General features: G+C 73.8%; 22 protein-coding genes and 1 tRNA gene. 17 read left to right on the top strand and 6 right to left on the bottom strand.

Annotated elements, in window-relative coordinates; all coding sequences use genetic code 11:
- Positions 1 to 260: 260 nt before the first annotated feature.
- Both E4P41_RS17940 and E4P41_RS17935 read left to right on the top strand, forming a co-directional pair.
- Complete coding sequence (locus E4P41_RS17940) at positions 261 to 2,009, top strand: CTP synthase (protein WP_135142619.1); 1,749 nt, start codon at positions 261 to 263, stop codon at positions 2,007 to 2,009.
- A gap of 230 nt (positions 2,010 to 2,239) precedes the next feature.
- Positions 2,240 to 2,833, top strand: a complete 594-nt coding sequence (locus E4P41_RS17935) for an NUDIX hydrolase (protein WP_135142618.1) — start codon at positions 2,240 to 2,242, stop codon at positions 2,831 to 2,833.
- Between the two features lie 100 nt (positions 2,834 to 2,933).
- Here the strand turns inward: E4P41_RS17935 and E4P41_RS17930 are convergent, their stop codons facing one another.
- Positions 2,934 to 3,581: a hypothetical protein gene (locus E4P41_RS17930; RefSeq protein ID WP_135142617.1), complete on the bottom strand. Its 648-nt coding sequence runs from the start codon at positions 3,579 to 3,581 to the stop codon at positions 2,934 to 2,936.
- A 70-nt stretch (positions 3,582 to 3,651) separates the two neighbouring features.
- Complete coding sequence (locus E4P41_RS22315; RefSeq protein WP_167761159.1) at positions 3,652 to 3,801, bottom strand: hypothetical protein; 150 nt, start codon at positions 3,799 to 3,801, stop codon at positions 3,652 to 3,654.
- Between the two features lie 211 nt (positions 3,802 to 4,012).
- Between E4P41_RS22315 and ald the strand changes: the two genes are divergently transcribed.
- The 15 genes from ald (at position 4,013) to E4P41_RS23435 (ending at position 14,996) form a co-directional block, all read left to right on the top strand.
- Positions 4,013 to 5,128, top strand: coding sequence for an alanine dehydrogenase (ald, locus tag E4P41_RS17925; RefSeq protein ID WP_135142616.1), 1,116 nt, complete (start codon positions 4,013 to 4,015; stop codon positions 5,126 to 5,128).
- A gap of 32 nt (positions 5,129 to 5,160) precedes the next feature.
- Complete coding sequence (locus tag E4P41_RS17920) at positions 5,161 to 6,093, top strand: site-specific tyrosine recombinase XerD (RefSeq protein ID WP_135142615.1); 933 nt, start codon at positions 5,161 to 5,163, stop codon at positions 6,091 to 6,093.
- Between the two features lie 317 nt (positions 6,094 to 6,410).
- Positions 6,411 to 7,214: an AAA family ATPase gene (locus E4P41_RS17915; protein ID WP_209307785.1), complete on the top strand. Its 804-nt coding sequence runs from the start codon at positions 6,411 to 6,413 to the stop codon at positions 7,212 to 7,214.
- A complete protein-coding gene (locus E4P41_RS17910; protein ID WP_135142613.1) occupies positions 7,211 to 7,705 on the top strand; it encodes a hypothetical protein in 495 nt (164 codons plus the stop codon). Before E4P41_RS17915 ends, E4P41_RS17910 begins: the two co-directional genes overlap by 4 nt.
- Before the next feature lie 26 nt (positions 7,706 to 7,731).
- On the top strand, positions 7,732 to 8,547 hold the full coding sequence (locus E4P41_RS17905; RefSeq protein ID WP_135142612.1) for a segregation/condensation protein A: 816 nt from the start codon (positions 7,732 to 7,734) through the stop codon (positions 8,545 to 8,547).
- Entirely contained in the window at positions 8,544 to 8,987 is a 444-nt protein-coding gene (locus E4P41_RS17900; protein ID WP_167761158.1) for an SMC-Scp complex subunit ScpB, read from the top strand. Before E4P41_RS17905 ends, E4P41_RS17900 begins: the two co-directional genes overlap by 4 nt.
- A complete protein-coding gene (locus tag E4P41_RS23440; RefSeq protein ID WP_245177457.1) occupies positions 8,984 to 9,223 on the top strand; it encodes an SMC-Scp complex subunit ScpB in 240 nt (79 codons plus the stop codon). The genes E4P41_RS17900 and E4P41_RS23440 overlap by 4 nt, the downstream gene beginning before the upstream one ends.
- Positions 9,224 to 9,417: 194 nt before the next feature.
- Complete coding sequence (locus E4P41_RS17895; RefSeq protein WP_209307784.1) at positions 9,418 to 10,257, top strand: pseudouridine synthase; 840 nt, start codon at positions 9,418 to 9,420, stop codon at positions 10,255 to 10,257.
- A gap of 539 nt (positions 10,258 to 10,796) precedes the next feature.
- Complete coding sequence (aroH, locus tag E4P41_RS17885) at positions 10,797 to 11,159, top strand: chorismate mutase (protein ID WP_135142610.1); 363 nt, start codon at positions 10,797 to 10,799, stop codon at positions 11,157 to 11,159.
- On the top strand, positions 11,156 to 11,842 hold the full coding sequence (gene cmk, locus E4P41_RS17880; protein WP_135142609.1) for a (d)CMP kinase: 687 nt from the start codon (positions 11,156 to 11,158) through the stop codon (positions 11,840 to 11,842). The genes aroH and cmk overlap by 4 nt, the downstream gene beginning before the upstream one ends.
- A complete protein-coding gene (gene der, locus E4P41_RS17875; protein ID WP_135142608.1) occupies positions 11,839 to 13,182 on the top strand; it encodes a ribosome biogenesis GTPase Der in 1,344 nt (447 codons plus the stop codon). Before cmk ends, der begins: the two co-directional genes overlap by 4 nt.
- 36 nt (positions 13,183 to 13,218) lie before the next feature.
- On the top strand, positions 13,219 to 14,109 hold the full coding sequence (locus E4P41_RS17870) for an alpha/beta hydrolase (protein WP_135142607.1): 891 nt from the start codon (positions 13,219 to 13,221) through the stop codon (positions 14,107 to 14,109).
- A gap of 77 nt (positions 14,110 to 14,186) precedes the next feature.
- Positions 14,187 to 14,260: transfer RNA gene (locus tag E4P41_RS17865), tRNA-Pro, on the top strand.
- A 187-nt stretch (positions 14,261 to 14,447) separates the two neighbouring features.
- Positions 14,448 to 14,723 carry a type II toxin-antitoxin system Phd/YefM family antitoxin gene (locus E4P41_RS17860; protein ID WP_135142606.1) on the top strand — a complete coding sequence of 92 codons (276 nt, stop codon included), beginning with the start codon at positions 14,448 to 14,450 and terminating at the stop codon, positions 14,721 to 14,723.
- Between the two features lie 159 nt (positions 14,724 to 14,882).
- On the top strand, positions 14,883 to 14,996 hold the full coding sequence (locus E4P41_RS23435) for a type II toxin-antitoxin system RelE/ParE family toxin (RefSeq protein WP_245177456.1): 114 nt from the start codon (positions 14,883 to 14,885) through the stop codon (positions 14,994 to 14,996).
- A 407-nt stretch (positions 14,997 to 15,403) separates the two neighbouring features.
- On the opposite strand, the gene E4P41_RS17850 is transcribed toward E4P41_RS23435, so the two are convergent.
- From E4P41_RS17850 to E4P41_RS17835, 4 genes are all read right to left on the bottom strand, one after another.
- Entirely contained in the window at positions 15,404 to 15,892 is a 489-nt protein-coding gene (locus E4P41_RS17850; protein WP_135142605.1) for an alpha/beta fold hydrolase, read from the bottom strand.
- A gap of 114 nt (positions 15,893 to 16,006) precedes the next feature.
- On the bottom strand, positions 16,007 to 16,396 hold the full coding sequence (locus E4P41_RS17845) for a type II toxin-antitoxin system VapC family toxin (RefSeq protein WP_135142604.1): 390 nt from the start codon (positions 16,394 to 16,396) through the stop codon (positions 16,007 to 16,009).
- Entirely contained in the window at positions 16,396 to 16,650 is a 255-nt protein-coding gene (locus tag E4P41_RS17840; protein ID WP_135142603.1) for a type II toxin-antitoxin system VapB family antitoxin, read from the bottom strand. The genes E4P41_RS17845 and E4P41_RS17840 overlap by 1 nt, the downstream gene beginning before the upstream one ends.
- 344 nt (positions 16,651 to 16,994) lie before the next feature.
- Positions 16,995 to 17,285 carry a putative quinol monooxygenase gene (locus E4P41_RS17835; RefSeq protein ID WP_135142602.1) on the bottom strand — a complete coding sequence of 97 codons (291 nt, stop codon included), beginning with the start codon at positions 17,283 to 17,285 and terminating at the stop codon, positions 16,995 to 16,997.
- Positions 17,286 to 17,674: the final 389 nt, after the last annotated feature.

Here is a 17,674-nt window from a genome sequence, read left to right as displayed (position 1 = left end):
CCCGCCCAGGACGACGGCGATGGACAGCAGCTGCAGGTAGGAGGAGTCCGCGGGCAGGCCCACGATCGGCCCCAGCACGGGGGCCAGGACGATGAGGCACCCGGCGAGCACGGCCCCGACCGCGGCGTCCCTGCTGGTGCCGCTGCTGGTCTGGCTCGCGGCCGGCCCGCGCGGCCCCCGCCGGAGAGGCGCCGAGGTGGCCGACGGCACGCCCGCTCGCCAGGCGGGGGAGAGGGCCGACCGTGTTACGGTGGTCTCCCGTGGATCGACCGCATGGCAGGCGTGACTACGACTACGGGGCAAGGGGTCTCCTCCACAACTCCCAGCCGACGAAGTTCGTCTTCGTCACCGGCGGAGTTGTCTCCTCTCTCGGCAAGGGCCTGACGGCCAGCTCCCTGGGGGCGCTGCTGTCCAGCCGTGGCCTGCGGGTCACCATGCAGAAGCTGGACCCGTATCTCAACGTCGACCCCGGGACGATGAACCCGTTCCAGCACGGCGAGGTCTTCGTGACCGAGGACGGCGCGGAGACCGACCTCGACATCGGGCACTACGAGCGCTTCCTCGACACCGACCTGACCGGCCGGTCGAACGTGACCACCGGCCAGGTGTACTCCGACGTCATCGCCAAGGAGCGGCGCGGTGAGTACCTGGGCGACACCGTCCAGGTCATCCCGCACATCACCAACGAGATCAAGGCGCGGATCATGGCCGCGGCCGGGTCGGGTGGGGGATCCGATCGCGTGGACGTCGTGATCACCGAGGTCGGCGGCACCGTCGGCGACATCGAGTCACTGCCCTTCCTCGAGGCCGCCCGCCAGGTGCGCCACGAGATCGGCCGGGACAACTGCTTCTTCCTGCACATCTCGCTGGTGCCCTACATCGCCCCCTCGGGCGAGCTGAAGACCAAACCGACGCAGCACTCGGTCGCCGCGCTGCGCAACATCGGCATCCAGCCCGACGCGCTGGTCTGCCGGTCGGACCGGGAGATCGGCACCGGGCTCAAGCGCAAGGTCAGCCTGATGTGCGACGTCGACGCCGAGGGCGTCATCTCCTGCCCCGACGCGCCGTCGATCTATGACATCCCCAAGGTGCTGCACCGGGAGGGCCTGGACGCCTACGTCGTCCGCCGGCTGGGGCTGCCGTTCCGGGACGTCGACTGGACCGTGTGGGGCGACCTGCTCGACCGGGTGCACGCGCCGAAGCAGACGGTCACGATCGCGCTGGTCGGCAAGTACATCGACCTGCCGGACGCCTACCTGTCGGTGACCGAGGCGCTGCGGGCGGGTGGGTTCGCCCATCGCAGCCGGGTGGAGATCCGCTGGGTGCCCTCCGACGACTGCCAGACCCCCGAGGGCGCCGAGCGGGCGCTGGCCGGCGCCGACGGCGTCTGCGTCCCCGGCGGGTTCGGAGTGCGCGGCATCGAGGGCAAGCTGGGCGCGATCCGGCACGCGCGGGTCAACGGCGTCCCACTGCTGGGGCTGTGCCTGGGCCTGCAGTGCATGGTCATCGAGGCGGCGCGCAACCTGGCCGGGCTGCCCGAGGCCAACTCCGCCGAGTTCGACCCCGACACCCCCGACGCGGTCATCGCGACGATGGCCAGCCAGGTCGACGTCGTCGCAGGAGCTCGGGACATGGGCGGCACGATGCGGCTGGGCAGCTACCCGGCGACCCTGCAGAAGGGCTCGGTCGTCGCCCGGGCCTACGGCGCGACGGAGATCACCGAGCGGCACCGGCACCGCTACGAGGTCGCCAACGCCTACCGCGACCGCATCGGCCAGGCCGGGCTGGTGTTCTCCGGCACCTCCCCGGACGGCCTGCTGGTCGAGTTCGCCGAGCTGCCCCGCGAGGTGCACCCCTTCTTCGTCGGCACCCAGGCCCACCCCGAGCTGAAGAGCCGCCCCACCCGGCCGCACCCGCTGTTCGCGGCGTTCGTGCAGGCGGCGATCGACTTCTCCGAGTCCGCGCGGTTGCCGGTGCCGGTCGACGAGGCCGAGAAGGTGGGGATCTAGTGACCGAGCTCGCGAGGTCACTAGAGAGCAGAGCAGCGACGGCCGTCAGGATGACGCGCGCCAGCGAGGAGGACTGGTGACCGAGCTCGCGAGGTCACCAGAGAGCAGAGCACCGACGGCCGTCAGGACGACGAGCGCCAGCGAGGAGGACTGATGACCGAGCTCGCGAGGTCACTAGAGAGCAGAGCACCGACGGTCATCAGGACGACGAGCGCCAGCGAGGAGGACTGATGACCGAACCCGCCCGGCCGGGGGAGTACACGGTCCTGGCCACCGAGACCCTCCACGAGGGCCGCATCATCACCCTCGTCAAGGACACCGTCGCCATGCCCGGTGGCGGTGACAGCGTCCGCGAGGTCGTGCGGCACATCGGCGCCGTGTGCGTCGCCGCCGTGGACGACGAGGAGCGGATCGTGATGGTCCGCCAGTACCGGCACCCGGTCGGCGGCTACCTGTGGGAGCTGCCCGCCGGGCTGCGCGACGCCGACGGGGAGGCCCCGCTGGCCACCGCCCAGCGCGAGCTGGCCGAGGAGGCCGGCCTGGCCGCGGAGCGCTGGTCGCTGCTGGCGAACAGCTACAGCACGCCGGGCTTCTGCAACGAGCAGGTCCTCGTCTACCTCGCCGAGGGGCTGTCCGCGGCCGACCGGCCGGAGGGCTTCGTCGTCGAGCACGAGGAGCTGGACATGACCGTCGAGCGCGTGCCGCTCGACGAGGCGGTGCGGCGGGTGTTCTCCGGCGCGATCCGCAACTCCTCGGCGGTCATCGGCGTCCTGGCCGCGGCGCAGATCCGGGCCACCGGCCCGCAGCTGCGCCCGGCCGAGTAAGGACCCCCTCGCCCCCCGCCATGGAAGGACCCCGTCCTCCTCACCCCTCGCACGCTCGGGGTGAGCCTCGGGACGGGGCCTGCGGCGGAACCCTGCGAGGTCAGCCGATGACGACGGCGTCGGAGGTACCCACCTGCACCCAGCGCAGCACGCCGAAGATGTCGGGCACCTCCTCCTCGAGCCAGAAGACGTAGGGGACGCCGGGCGTCAGTCCGGCGAAGGCGACGTTCACCGGCTCGCAGTCGGCGGGCTGGGCGGCGATCTGCACCGGCGGCTCGGGCTGGCGGCCGGGGACCAGCTGCTGGCTGACCGCCTGCACCCGGTACCGCCGGACGTCGGCGTGCCCGTCGGCCTGCCAGCTGACCGTGGCCGAGCCGGGGCCGGGGACCACGCCGGGAACGATCTGCCGCGGGTTGGCGTAGCCGCCGCACGGCGCCTCGGGCACGTGCAACTCGGGTCGGACGCCCTGGGGCACGCCCGGTTGGACCGCGACCTCGATCTGCCGGGGCCGGGGGATCGCCACGACGCTTCCCGGCGGGACGACGGCCGGCGCCGGCGGTGGGGGAGCGACGACCATGACTCGGTCGGGGAGCGCGGCCGCCGGCGCAGGGACGGCGGGCAGCGGCGTCCGCGCACCGGTCACCGTCGCGGCGACCTCGGTGACCGGCCCGCTGAGCGCGATCAGCCCGACCGCCGCCACCGCGGCGACCGTGCCGGCGCCGCGCCGCCGTCGTCCCCGTCCTGCCACGTGCGCCTCCCGTCGTCCCACCCGTCATCGGCGGTCCCACGGGACTCCTCAACCCCAACCGGCACCGGTCTCACCCGCTGCGGGGACGAGGGAGCCCGAGGCGCTCCATCTCCACCGCCGCCAGCGCCCGGGTGGCGGCCCGCCACGCGTGCGCGGTCCCCGGCGGGAGCGCGGCCAGCCGGGAGAGCGGTGCGGTGGCCAGCGCCCGGGCCGCGAGCACGTCGGGGTGTGTCGCGACGAGCCGGCGGCGGCCCCCTACCCGGTCGCCGCCGCCGCCCGCCCGCCCGGGCGGCGCCTGCCGCGTCTGCTGTGGACCTGCGGTCGCCTCCGCCTACACTCCGCGCGAGGCGCGCCCCCACCGGGGAGGCCCACGAGGCGGTGGGACGCCGGTCACCCTCGCAGACGTCCCGCCGGGACCAGGAGAGCGGACGATGCGGGTCGGGGTTCCCCGAGAGGTCAAGAACCGGGAGTACCGGGTGGCGCTCACCCCCGCCGGGGTGACCGAGCTGGTGCGGGCCGGACACACGGTGCTCGTCGAGCAGGGCGCAGGGGAGGGCTCGTCCATCCCGGACGCCGACCTCACCGCCGCCGGGGCGACCATCGTGGCCTCGGCCGACGACGTGTGGGCCGACGCCGACCTGCTGCTCAAGGTCAAGGAGCCGGTCGCCGAGGAGTACGGGCGGCTGCGCGCGGGGCAGACGCTGTTCACCTACCTGCACCTGGCCGCGTCGAAGGAGTGCACCGACGCCCTGGTCACCTCGGGCACCACGGCGATCGCCTACGAGACGGTGCAGACCGCCGACGGCGCCCTGCCGCTGCTCGCGCCGATGTCGGAGGTCGCCGGCCGGATGGCGCCCCAGGTCGGCGCACACAGCCTGGAGCGGGCCCACGGCGGCCGCGGCGTGCTGCTCGGCGGGGTCTCCGGCGTCTACGCCGCGAAGGTCGTCGTCATCGGCGCCGGCGTGTCCGGCATGAACGCCGCCGCGATCGCACTGGGCATGCAGGCCGAGGTCGTCGTCCTCGACCGGGACGTCGACAAGCTGCGCGCCGCCGACCGCATCTACCGGGGGCACCTGCAGACGGTGGCCTCCAACGCCTACGAGGTCGAGCGCGCCGTCCTCGACGCCGACCTGGTGATCGGTGCGGTGCTCGTGCCCGGTGCGAAGGCGCCGACGCTGGTGAGCAACGAGCTGGTGAGCCGGATGAAGCCCGGGTCGGTGCTCGTGGACATCGCCGTCGACCAGGGCGGCTGCTTCGAGGACACCCGGCCCACCACCCACGACGACCCGACCTTCCGGGTGCACGGCTCGGTCTTCTACTGCGTGGCCAACATGCCCGGCGCCGTCCCGAACACGTCCACCCACGCGCTCACCAACGTGACCCTGCCCTACGTGATGGCCCTGGCCAACGAGGGCACCGTTGCCGCCGCGCGGGCCGACCCGGCGCTCGCCCACGGGGTGAACGTGGTCGACGGCCAGGTGGTGCTGCCGGAGGTCGCCGAGGCGCACGGGATGACCGCCGTCCCCCTCGAGGAGGTGCTCGCCTGACCGCGCCCTCCACCACCTCGGACGTCGGGCGGGTGGTCACCGGCTACCTCGACCACCTGACCGTCGAGCGCGGCCTGGCCGCCAACACGATCTCCTCCTACCGGCGCGACCTGCGCCGCTACACCGAGTTCCTGGAGGCCGCCGGGGTGCGCGGGTTGGGCGAGGTCGCCGAGTCCGACGTCGCCGGGTTCCTCGCCGCGCTGCGACAGGGGGACGGCGACCACCCGCCGCTGTCGGCCACGTCGGCGGCGCGGGCGGTGGTCGCCGTCCGGGGGCTGCACCGCTTCGCGCTGCTCGACGGCCTGGTGCCCGACGACGTGGCGCACGAGGTGCGCCCGCCCGCGCCGGCGCGGCGGCTGCCCAAGGCGATCCCGGTGGAGTCGGTGGTGGCGCTCATCGAGGCCGCCGGCGCGCCGGAGGGGCCGCGGGGACTGCGCGACCGGGCGCTGCTCGAACTGCTCTACGGCACCGGCGCGCGCATCTCCGAGGTGGTCGGGCTGGCCGTCGACGACCTCGACCGCGGCCAGGCCTGCGTGCGGCTGACCGGCAAGGGTGGCAAGCAGCGCGTGGTGCCGGTCGGGTCGTACGCGCTGAAGGCGGTGGAGGACTACCTCGTCCGGGCCCGCCCCGCGCTGGCCGCGGCCGGCCGGACGGGGGTGCGCGGCGGCGCGCTGTTCCTCAATGCCCGCGGCGGGTCGCTGTCGCGGCAGAGCGCCTGGACGATCCTGCGGACGGCGGCCGAGCGGGCGGGCGGGGCGGGTGGGGTGGACCTGGTCGACTCGGTCTCGCCGCACACGCTGCGGCACTCCTTCGCGACCCACCTGCTCGACGGCGGCGCCGACGTCCGTGTGGTGCAGGAGCTGCTCGGCCACGCCTCGGTGACCACCACGCAGGTCTACACGCTGGTGACCGTCGACCGGCTGCGCGAGGTGTACGCCAGCAGCCACCCCCGAGCGCGGACCTGACAGCCGTTCACCCGGAATCTCGGCGTTTCCTGCTAACGAGTTCGGCTGGATGTGGCGGCTGTGTTGTCACAGGTCGCCAAGTCGACACGACATGCGGCGTGCCTCCTCGGTCAGCCGTGTTGATCTCCCTACCGTCAGTCCATCCCGCGCGGCAGAACGGCTGACCGCACCCGGTGCCAACCGGCGGGCACGAGGTGGAGGACACGACAGCGATGGCGATCCGAGGGGACGCGGCCGGTCCGGCAATCGCGCTCCCGACCGACCCCGAGCCCGAGATGGGTGCCGCCGCCTCGCGGCTGGACCCGGCCCGCGCGCGCATGCGCCGGCTGCCGGACCCCGAGCCGCTGGCGAAGCACGGTCCCGCCCGCATCGTCGCGATGTGCAACCAGAAGGGCGGCGTCGGCAAGACGACATCGACCATCAACCTGGGTGCCGCGCTGGTGGAGTACGGCCGCAAGGTCCTGCTCATCGACCTCGACCCCCAGGGTGCGCTGTCGGTGGGCCTCGGCGTCCCGGCGCAGAACCTCGACCGGACCATCTACAACGCCCTCATGGAGCGGCGGACCTCGCTGCGGGACGTGCGGGTGCCCACCGACATCGCCGGCCTGGACCTGGTGCCGAGCAACATCGACCTCTCCGCCGCCGAGGTCCAGCTGGTCAGCGAGGTGGCGCGCGAGCAGACGCTGCTGCGGGTGCTCGCCGACGTCCGTGAGGAGTACGACTACATCCTCATCGACTGCCAGCCCTCGCTGGGCCTGCTCACGGTCAACGCGCTGACCGCCGCGCAGGGCGTCGTCATCCCGCTGGAGTGCGAGTTCTTCTCGCTGCGCGGCGTGGCGCTGCTCGTCGACACGATCGAGAAGGTCAAGGAGCGGCTGAACCCGGACCTGGAGATCTCCGGGATCCTCGCCACGATGTACGACGCGCGCACGGTGCACTGCCGCGAGGTGTTCAGCCGGGTCGTCGAGGCCTTCGGCGACACCGTCTTCCAGACCGTCATCCAGCGGACCGTGCGCTTCCCGGAGACCACGGTCGCCGGTCAGCCGATCACCACGTGGGCGCCGACGTCCTCGGGCGCATCGGCCTACCGCGACCTGGCCAAGGAGGTCCTCGCACTGTGACGCGTCGTCCCGTCCTCCCCGGCGCGGCGGAGCTGTTCCGCCGCACCGACGCCGCCCCGGCGCCGGAGGTCACCGAGCTGCCGAGCATCAGCGCCACGGTGAGCTCCCCGGCGCTGCGCGGCGGGGCGCGCCGCGGCGAGCCGACCGCGGCCGAGACGACCGCGCCACTGACGCTGGTCCCCGGCGGTGCGGACGGCGCCGACCCGCTCGCCTCCTTCCGGACGCCGCCGGCGCCCACCGCCGTGCCGGTGCGCCCCACCCGCGGCCGGGCCCAGCGCACCGAGCGGACGCGGCACGACGAGAAGATCACCGTCTACATCTCCGCCGAGGAGCTGCTCGCTCTCGAGGGCGCGCGGCTGTCGCTGCGGGCCGAGCACGGCGTCGCGGCCGACCGCGGCCGGATTGTGCGCGAGGCGATCAACGTGCTGCTGGCCGACCTGGACGAGCGCGGGGAGGAGTCCGTGCTCGTCAACCGCCTCAAGGCCCGCTGAGCGGAGGCCTCCTACCCTCGGCAGACGTGAAGGTCGACCCGGCGGTCGCCGAAACGGTGCCGACGGGGCGGTTCACCGTCCGGCTGAGCAACTTCGAGGGCCCGTTCGACCTGCTGCTGCAGTTGATCGGCAAGCACCAGCTCGACGTCACCGAGATCGCGCTGTCGACGGTCACCGACGACTTCATCGCCCATCTGCGGGCGCTCGGCGACGGGCTCGACCTCGACCAGGCCAGCGAGTTCCTCGTCGTCGCGGCCACGCTGCTCGACCTCAAGGCCGCCCGGCTGCTGCCCGCCGCCGAGGTCGAGGACGACGAGGACCTCGAGCTGCTCGAGGCCCGCGACCTGCTCTTCGCCCGACTGCTGCAGTACCGCGCCTACAAGCAGGCTGCCGCCTTCCTCCGGGAACGGGAGGCCGGCGCCGTCCGCCGGTACGCCCGGGACGTCGCGCTCGAGCCCCGCTTCGCCGACCTGCTGCCCGAGGTGCTGCTCGGCGTGAGCGCCGAACAGTTCGCCGCGCTGGCCAGGAAGGCGCTCACCCCCAAGGTGCCGCCGTCGGTCGGCGTCTCCCACCTGCATGCGCCGCCGGTGACCGTCGCCGAGCAGCTGCTGCTGGTGCGCAACCAGCTCCTCGACGCCGGGACGGCGACCTTCCGGGCGCTGACCGCCGACTGCGGACACACCCTCGAGGTGGTCGCCCGGTTCCTCGCGCTGCTCGAGCTCTACCGTCAGCAGCGGGTGACCTTCGAGCAGCTCATCCCGCTCGGGGAGCTGCACGTGCGCTGGACCGGAGGCGGCGACCCCGGACCGGACGAGGCCGACGCGGACGGGGAGTACACGTGAGCGAGGAGGAGCGGCCACCCATCTCCTGGGACGCGCTGGCCGCCGAGCTCGCCGCCACCCGGGAGGAGGCCGAGGAGCGCGACGGCGCCGACCCCGCCACGTGGGACGCCGTCGCCGCCGAGCTGGCCGCCCGCGTCGCCGAGCGGCCGGTGCCGGTGGCCGAGCCGGCGCGGGTCGAGGAGCCGGCGCCGCTGGCCCCACCCGTGGTCGTCGTCCCGGCACCCGAGCCGGAGCCCGAACCCGAACCCGAGCCGGAGTCCGACCTCGACCCCGCCGTGCTGCGCGGCGGGCTGGAGGCGCTGCTGTTCGTCGTGGACACCCCGGTCGACGAGGAAACCCTGGCCGGCGCGCTGCGAGCACCCGTGCCGCAGGTACGCAGGGAGCTGGCCGCCCTCGCCGCCGACAGACCCTCGCCGTCATCGCCTACCGGCAGCCGGTGACCCGCGCCCGGGTGTCGGCGATCCGTGGCGTCGGGGTGGACGGCGTCATGCGCACGCTCGTCTCCCGCGGGCTGGTGCACGAGGTCGGCACCGACCCCGACAGCGGCGGCGGGCTGTACGCGACGACCCCGTTGTTCCTCGAGCGGTTGGGGCTGACCGGCCTCGACGAGCTGCCGGAGCTGGGCCCGCTGCTGCCCGAGGCGTCGTCCGTGCTCGACGAGCACCCCGACGCCTGATGACGGACCCCCTGCCCCCCGCCACTCGCAGGCTCGCGGCGGGACCCTGCACGGGCCGTCGTCCTACCGGACGACCCCGCGGCCAGTAGCCGTTCCCCTGACGAGCCGAGCCGCTGCCCGTGTCCCGGCCGGGACCCTCCGGGTCCGCGACCGGCCCACCGGCGTCCCGCGGGCCGGGTGGGAGACTGGACCCGATGGACACCGCCCGGCACGACGACGCGACTCCCGGCCCCGACGAGGGCTGGCCGGAGGAGATAGAGCTCGCCCCCCTCCACCCGGCCGACCGCGACCGGCCGGACGACGCCGCGCGAGAGGGTGAGCGGCTGCAGAAGGTCCTCGCCCGCGCCGGCGTCGGCTCCCGCCGCGTCGTCGAGAACATGGTCGACCAGGGCCGGATCAGCGTGAACGGGCGAACCGTGACCGTGCAGGGCATGCGGGTCGACCCGGAGCGGGACCGCATCGCCGTCGACGGCGTCCGCATCGAACTGCGCGACGACCGGGTCACCTACGCGCTCAACAAGCCGGCCGGGGTCATCACCGCGATGAGCGACGACCGCAACCGGCCGACCGTCGGCGACATGGTCGGCGACCTGGCGCCCGGGCTGGTGCACGTCGGCCGCCTGGACCAGGACACCGAAGGCCTGCTGCTGGTGACCAACGACGGCGAGCTGGCCCACCGGCTGGCGCACCCGTCCTACGAGGTCCGCAAGACCTATCTGGCGCAGGTGTCGGGCAGCGTCCCGCGCGACATGGCCCGCCGGTTGCGCGCCGGGGTCGGGCTCGAGGACGGCCCGGTCAAGGTCGACTCGTTCAAGGTGGTCGACACGCACGCCGGCCAGTCGGTGGTCGAGGTGGTGCTGCACGAGGGCCGCAAGCACATCGTGCGGCGGCTCCTGGCGCACGTCGGGCTGCCGGTGTCACGCCTGACCCGCACCGCCATCGGCCCGGTCAAGCTCGAGCGCATGCGGTCGGGGTCGATCCGCCGGCTCACCCGCGCCGAGGTCGGCGCGCTCAAGGAGGCCGTCGGCCTCTGAGAATCCATGGCCTGTTCCAGGCCGCCTCGACGGATGAGAATCCCGGTGGGACCGGCTGAGCTGCGGTGGATCCTCCTCACAGCCGCTCCGGCATCACGCCAGCCGGCACACGGGTCGGCCAGGACGTCGCCCAGCGCCCGCAGCGCGGCGCCGGTGGCACCTGCCGCGGGGCCGACGGCGCCCGTCCCGGTGGCCAGGTGCGGCTCTCGCCGCCGGCGGTCGAGCACCTGCTCGGCGCCCGCGGATGACGCTCGTCGCCGAGGTCGACTGCCAGACCAGGCCTGCGAGGTCGTCGTCCGCCGCACACAGGAACGTCCTCGGCGCCGTCGGGCCGGATACCGCCGCTCACCCGCGCTCGGGCCTGGTGCCGTCGAAATCGCCAGGTCCCGTGCCCGAGGACCGAATCCCGCGCTGATCAGGAGCTCCGGGCGCGCGAGGAGCCAGCACTGCCCACGGCGGCAGGCGCAGCGGGCGACATACCTAGACTCGACCGAGGGATGCGGCGATCCGTGGCCCCGCACCGATCGAGGAGAGTGGTAGTGGCCGTCCGAGCCATCCGGGGCGCGACGCAGGTGGACGCCGACGAGCGGGAGCTGGTCCTCGACGCGACCCGCGAACTGGTCAGCGCGGTCATGGAGCGCAACCAGCTGGAGCACGACGACGTCATCAGCATCCTGTTCACCGCCACCCCCGACCTCGTCTCGGAGTTCCCGGCGCTGGCCGCCCGCGAGCTCGGCTTCGGTGACGTGCCGCTGATGTGCGCGACCGAGATCGGCGTGCCGCACGCGCTGCCCCGGGTGCTGCGGCTGATGGCCCACGTGGAGACCGACAAGCTGCGCTCGGAGGTGCAGCACGTGTACCTGCGGGGGGCCGTGGCGCTGCGACGGGACATCGCCCAGTGACCGACTTCGTGGGGCAGATCGCGCTCGACGGCCCGTCGGGGACGGGGAAGTCCAGCGTCGCGCGGGCCGTCGCCACCCGGCTGGGGGCGGCCTACCTCGACACCGGCGCGATGTACCGGGCGGCGACGGTCGCCGTCCTGGACGCCGGGGTGGCCCCCCAGGACGGCGAGGCCGTGGCCGCCGTCGTCGCCGGCGCGCTGATCGAGGTCGGGACGCACGCCCACACCGAGCTGGTGCAGGTCGACGGGGTCGACGTCGCCGTCCGCATCCGCAGCGCCGAGGTCACCCGCGCGGTCTCGGCGGTCTCGGCCGTGCCGTCGGTGCGCCGGCGGCTGGTCGACCAGCAGCGCGCGCTCGTGGCGGCGGCCGACGCGGTCGTCGTCGAGGGTCGCGACATCGGCACCGTCGTCCTGCCCGACGCGACGCTGAAGGTCTACCTGACCGCGGCGCCGGAGGCCCGCGCCCAGCGGCGCGCCCTCCAGCTGGGCATCACCGACCCGGTCGAGGTGGCCGAGCTCGCCGCCGACCTGCGCCGCCGGGACGCCTACGACAGCAACCGCGCCGACAGCCCGCTGCGCCCGGCCGAGGACGCCGTGGTGGTCGACAGCACCCACCTCGACCGCGAGGGCGTGGTCGACCGCGTGGTGGAGCTGGCGCTCACGACGGTCGGGGTGGGTCGGTGACGGAGCAGACCGGGCCGTTGCCGGTCGTCGCGATCGTCGGCCGGCCCAACGTCGGCAAGTCCACGCTGGTCAACCGGATCCTGGGCCGCCGCGCCGCCGTCGTCCAGGACGTCCCCGGCGTCACCCGCGACCGGATCGCCTACGAGGCGCTGTGGAACGGCAAGCGGTTCACCGTGGTAGACACCGGCGGCTGGGACCCCAAGGCCAGCGGCCTGGGCGCCTCGATCACCCGCCAGGCGGAGTACGCGATGCGGACCGCCGACGTCATCGTCTTCGTCGTCGACAGCTCGGTGGGCGCCACCGACACCGACCTGGCCGCCGCACGCATCCTGCGCCGCAGCGACCGGCCGGTGATCCTCGTGGCCAACAAGGTCGACGACGAGCGCAGCGAGGCAGGCGCGGCCGAGCTGTGGTCGCTGGGCCTGGGGGAGCCGCAGCCGGTCAGCGCCCTGCACGGGCGGGGCAGCGGCGACCTGCTCGACCTGGTCCTGGACGCGCTGCCCGAGGCGCCGCGCGAGCAGGAGGAGGAGGGCGGCCCGCGGCGGGTGGCGCTGGTCGGCCGCCCGAACGTGGGCAAGTCCAGCCTGCTCAACCGGCTGGCCCGGGAGGAACGCTCGGTCGTCGACGCCGTCGCCGGCACCACCGTCGACCCGGTCGACTCGATCGTCCCCCTCGGCGGCGAGGAGTGGCGGTTCGTCGACACCGCGGGGCTGCGGCGCAAGGTCAACACCGCGAGCGGCATGGAGTACTACGCCAGCCTGCGCACCGAGGCCGCCATCCAGGCCGCCGAGGTCGCCATCGTGCTGCTGGCCGCCGACGAGGTGATCAGCGAGCAGGACCAGCGGGTCATCACCCAGGTGATCGAGGCCGGGCGGGCGTTGGTGCTGGCGATGAACAAGTGGGACACCCTCGACGAGGACCGCCGCCTCCAGTTCGAGCGCGAGATCGAGCGCGACCTGTCCCGGGTGAGGTGGGCGTCGCGCGTGAACATCTCCGCGAGGACCGGCCGCGGCGTGGACAAGCTGGCCCAGCACCTGCGCGGGGCGCTGGCCTCCTGGGAGACCCGTGTGCCGACGGCGGAGCTGAACACCTACGTCCGGGCACTGGTGCAGGAGACGCCGCCACCGGCCCGGGGTGGGCGCGCCCCAAAGATTAAGTACGTGACGCAGGCCGACGTCCGGCCGCCGCGGTTCGTCGTCTTCTCGACCGGCTTCCTCGAGGCCGGCTACCGGCGGTTCCTGGAACGCAAGCTGCGCGAGCGCTTCGGCTTCCACGGCACGCCGATCGAGATCTCGGTGAAGGTCCGTGAGGGGCGGGGGAGCGAGAAGCCGAGGGGCTGAGCGATGAGTCCGGCCTCCGCGGCCGGTCCTCCTGGCATGACCACACCGCAGACGCACACCCTGGAGACGGTCGGCGCCGTCGTCACCTACGACGTCCGGCCCGGCTCGTCGGCCGAGCCTCCGCTGCTGCTCATCGGCTCGCCGATGGCCGCCTCGGGCTTCGACTCCCTGGCCGCGCGCTTCCCGGACCGCCCCGTCGTCACCTGCGACCCGCGCGGGGCCGAGCGCAGCCGGCGCACCGACGGCGCGGCCGAGTCCACCCCCGAGGAGCACGCCGACGACCTGTCCCGGCTGATCGCGACGCTGGGAGCGGGGCCGGTCGACGTCTTCGCCAGCAGCGGAGGAGCGGTCAACGCCCTGGTGCTCGTCGCCCGCCACCCCGAGCAGGTGCGCACCCTGGTCGCGCACGAGCCGCCGGCGGTGCAGCTGCTGCCCGACCGCGAGCCGGCGCTGGCCGCCTGCCGGCACGTGCACGAGACCTACCGGCGTGCCGGCTTCGGTGCCGGCATGGCCGAGTTCATCCGGCTGGTGATGCACCCCGGGCCGGTGACCGACGACTACGTGGAGCAGCCCGGCCCGGACCCGGCGGCCTTCGGCCTGCCGGTGGGGGACGACGGGTCGCGGGACGACGTGCTGCTGGCGCAGAACCTGGTGTCCTGCACGCACCACGAGTACGACCTCGATGCGCTGCGCCGTGCGTCGACGCGGGTCGTCGCCGCCGTCGGCGAGGGCTCGGCGGGGCAGCTGGCCCACCGCGGCGGTCTCGCCCTGGCGGAGCGGCTGGGGACGACGGCCGTCGTCTTCCCCGGTGACCACGGGAGCTTCCTCGACTCGGACTACGGCCCGCCGGCGGACGTCGACGAGGTGGCCGCGCGCCTGCGCGAGGTGCTCGCCGGCGACCGGGACACGGTGCCGGCGGGCGGCTGACCACCGCCCGGGGCCGGGCGGCGGGTGCGGTAACCTGCTCTACGCAAGCGTCCAGGCGGTGGGAGCCGCCCGGCGTGCGGGCTGTAGCGCAGCTTGGTAGCGCACTTGACTGGGGGTCAAGGGGTCGCAGGTTCAAATCCTGTCAGCCCGACAGAGAAACCGCAGTTCAGGGGCCGTTCCGGAGAGATCCGGAACGGCCCCTGACGGCCTCCTGGGGCGTCTGCCACCATTCTGACCACCATCAGGCCCCCCTTACTCACCCGAGCGGCGCTCGTCCGGACGCCCTCGTCGGCCGGCGCCCTGGTCGGAGCAGTCCCTGCAGCGCCACGATCGTGGCCATGGCAACGGAGCCGCCCCGAGTGGTACGTGACCACCTGTCCGAGGTCATCGACCGGGTGGAGCACCAGCACGAGCGGGTGGTGATCACGCGGAACGGGCGCGCGGCCGCCGTCCTCATCAGTCCGGGCGATCTGGAGGCTCTGGAGGAGACGCTGTCGGTCCAGGGCGACGCGGAGGCGCTGGCGGACATCCGCGAGGGGCGGACGCCGCCTACGCGCGCGGCGACGTGGCGCGCGGTGTGGAGGCGGTCCGCCGGCTGCGGCAGTGACCGATGAGCAAGCGCCCTACGAGCTGATCCTCACGCCACCGGGGAGACGGGCACTCATGGATCGGTTGCCGGAGCCGGTCGCAGCAGCGGTGATCGACTTCTCACCACGACGCTGCTCCCCGAGCCGCGGAGGGTTGGAAGACCACTCCGAGGCGAGCTGGCGGGGGTGTGGTCGGCCCGGCGCGGGACCTACCGGGTGCTCTACCGGGTCCTCGAGGACGCGCGCGAGGTCGTCGTCCTCAGGGTCGACCACCGCCGGAACGTCTACCGCTCCAGCTGAACGAGCTGCCGCATGGGATCTCCTCTCACCTGCCGAGGACGTCGCCGCGGATGTCGACGGCTTCGCGGGAGACGTGGCGTGCGACGTGGCCTGCAGACGGTTCACGAGGCGGCCGCCGGATGCCACAAGGTCTGCATGTCAACCTGGTCCGGCTGGAGGAGCCGGCTCCGTCAGGTCGGCTTCGTGTCTATCCCCCTTCGACTTCACTCGTCCATGGGGACCCGGCGCGTCGACCGAGCGGATGGAGCAGGCTCGCCCTGGCTGATGGCCCCTCGGAACCTTCCGCAGGCTCGCGGCGGGGCCCGGCAGGGAGGCCGCTGGCCCGCCGCTTCGCCGCCGATGGAGCCGTCGCTGGCTGGCCGGCGTCCGGCGGCCGGGGTCGAGGACGACGCCCGAGGCCGGCTGGACTACCCGGTCGGGCGGCGGGCGCCGACCCGCTCGGCGATCAGGTCGGCGACCTGGTCCGGCCTGCCGGTGGCCGGGCTGTGGCCGCAGGGCCACTCCAGGCTGCGGCCGGCCCGGCGCGCCATGGCCCGCTGCCGCTCGGGATGGATGACCTCGTCGGCGGTGCACACGACGTAGGTCGAGGGCACGATGCGCCACGCGATCGACTGCGGGACGCCACGGAAGACGGTGCGGGAGACGGGCCGCAGCCGGGCGGCCGCCTGCGTGGCGACGTCGGCCGGTACGTGGCGGTAGAGCAGCTGCGGGCCGAGCTCCGGGTCGAGGCCGACCTCGCCGTCGTCCTCGGACAGGCGCAGGGCCTCGCCCAGCCGCGTGTCCGGCAGGCCCTGGCCGGCCCGGGTGCGGCTGACCGACTCACCCTCGTCCAGCTGGAAGGCGGCGACGTAGAGCAGCTCGCGCACCAGCACGGCACCGACGTCGGAGGCCGTCATGCCCAGCGGAGCGAGCACTTCTCGGCGGACACGGCGCGGCCCGCTCCTGCCGAGGAGGTGATCGGAGAGCGCGGACGGTCGATGCGCCGGTGCGATGAACAGCTCACCGGTCGGTCACCGGGCCGGCGCAACGTCGGTCTTCGGGAAGTCGTCGCCCTTGAAGAGCAGCTCCTCGCCACTGACGCGTGAGAGCGCGTAGGCGAACAGGTCACCGAAGTTCAGCGCGGCAGGGTGGCGACCCTTGCCGTAGCGGCGCCACGCCGCGCGCGCCACCTCGACCTGTTCCGCGTCGACGGCCACGGTCTGGACCTTCGCGCGATGGAGGAACAGATCGAGCTCGCGTCCGGCGACCTCGCCGCGGCGGGACTCCACCACGATCGAGGATTCGAGCACGGTCCCGCTCGAGATGAGCCGGCGGGGTGCGGCCGCGATCTCGTGCACGAACTCGTCCCGCTCCGGTTCGTCGAACAGAACCGCCACGAGTGCCGAGGTGTCGAGAACCATCAGGTCGGCAACCCGTTCTCGTCGTATCCGAGGATCTCCGCTTCGGGCCGGTCGTCGAGCAGCGGCAGCTGGGCGCACCGCAGGGCGATGGCGTTGAGTTCGGCGGCGAGGTCTCGACCAGAGGCAAGACCACGTACCCGCTCCAGACGCTCGCGCAGCGCGGTGGCCACGGCCACGGTGAGGCTCTCGCCCGTCGCGCTGGCCAACTCGCGGGCGAGACGGTCGGCCTCGGCGTCCTTGATGCTCAGCGGCATGGTCGAAGGGTACCTGGCGAGGGAGAATCCACCTGGGGTCGCACGGTGTGCGCGGGCGGCACCCTGGTGGCGGGCCTCCATCGCCAGCGTCGCCTCGAACGACACCTCGCCTACCGCCCGCCCGGAACTGCCGTTCGGTCAACGCGAGCGCGGGCGCGGGACCCGCGGTCAGCTGCCGGCTCGTGCGGTGTCGGGCAGGCCGTGCTCCCGGCGCTGCTCGGCCGCCAGTGCGGTGAGCACCGTGGACGTCCGCCCCGATGGCTGGCGCCCGCCGAGTCCACTGGCCGTCGGCGCGGGAGGGAAGCGGCTCTCCCGGATGCGCGATCGTCGACCGGACGGATGCCTCAGAGGTCGAGCGTCTCAGAGAACCGCCGCTCCCGGCTGGCGAGCAGCGGGATGGTCGGCACCGCGATCCGCTGGAAGTGCTCGGACTCGCCGTGCACCCGGTAGGCGTCGGCGTCGTCGTAGACCTCGAAGAGCTCGAAGACCAGCGGCCGGTCGGGCTCCTGGTGGGCGATCCACAGCCGGCAGCCCGGCTCCGCCCGCGACAGCGGTCCCAGCTCGGCCAGGGCCGAGCGGACGGCGTCCACCGACTCCTGGGTCGCCGTCCACGTGGCGCGCACGACGTAGCCCACTGGTTTCCTCCTCGTTTCGGCACTCCAGCCGATCCTGGCCGACCGGTGCCACACTCCGCCGGCCCTGCACCTGGCGACCGCCTGCCGGCGGATCGCCGCGCTGGTCGACCTGGGCCTGCTCGTGCGCCGCGAGGACCGCCGGGCCGCCGTCGGCGTGCGGTTGTGGGAGCTGGCCCTGCGCCTCACCGGCGCTCGGCCGCGCGAGGCCTCACGGGCATCGCGGAATCCCGCTCGGACCTCCGCCTGCGTCCTGCCGTAGACCTCAGAGCGTGTTGAGAAAGCGGGCTGACAGGTTCGGTGTTGTGCGCCAGGGTGGGACATGGGCTCTTCCCCGGCCTACCCCTCGGACCTGACCGATGCGCAGTGGGCGCTGATCGAGCCGCTGGTGC

The organism is Geodermatophilus sp. DF01-2, assembly GCF_004571065.1.
Taxonomy (GTDB): domain Bacteria; phylum Actinomycetota; class Actinomycetes; order Mycobacteriales; family Geodermatophilaceae; genus Geodermatophilus.
The sequence above is the reverse complement of the archived record's forward strand: the minus strand, read 5'-3'. Positions and strand labels throughout refer to the sequence as shown.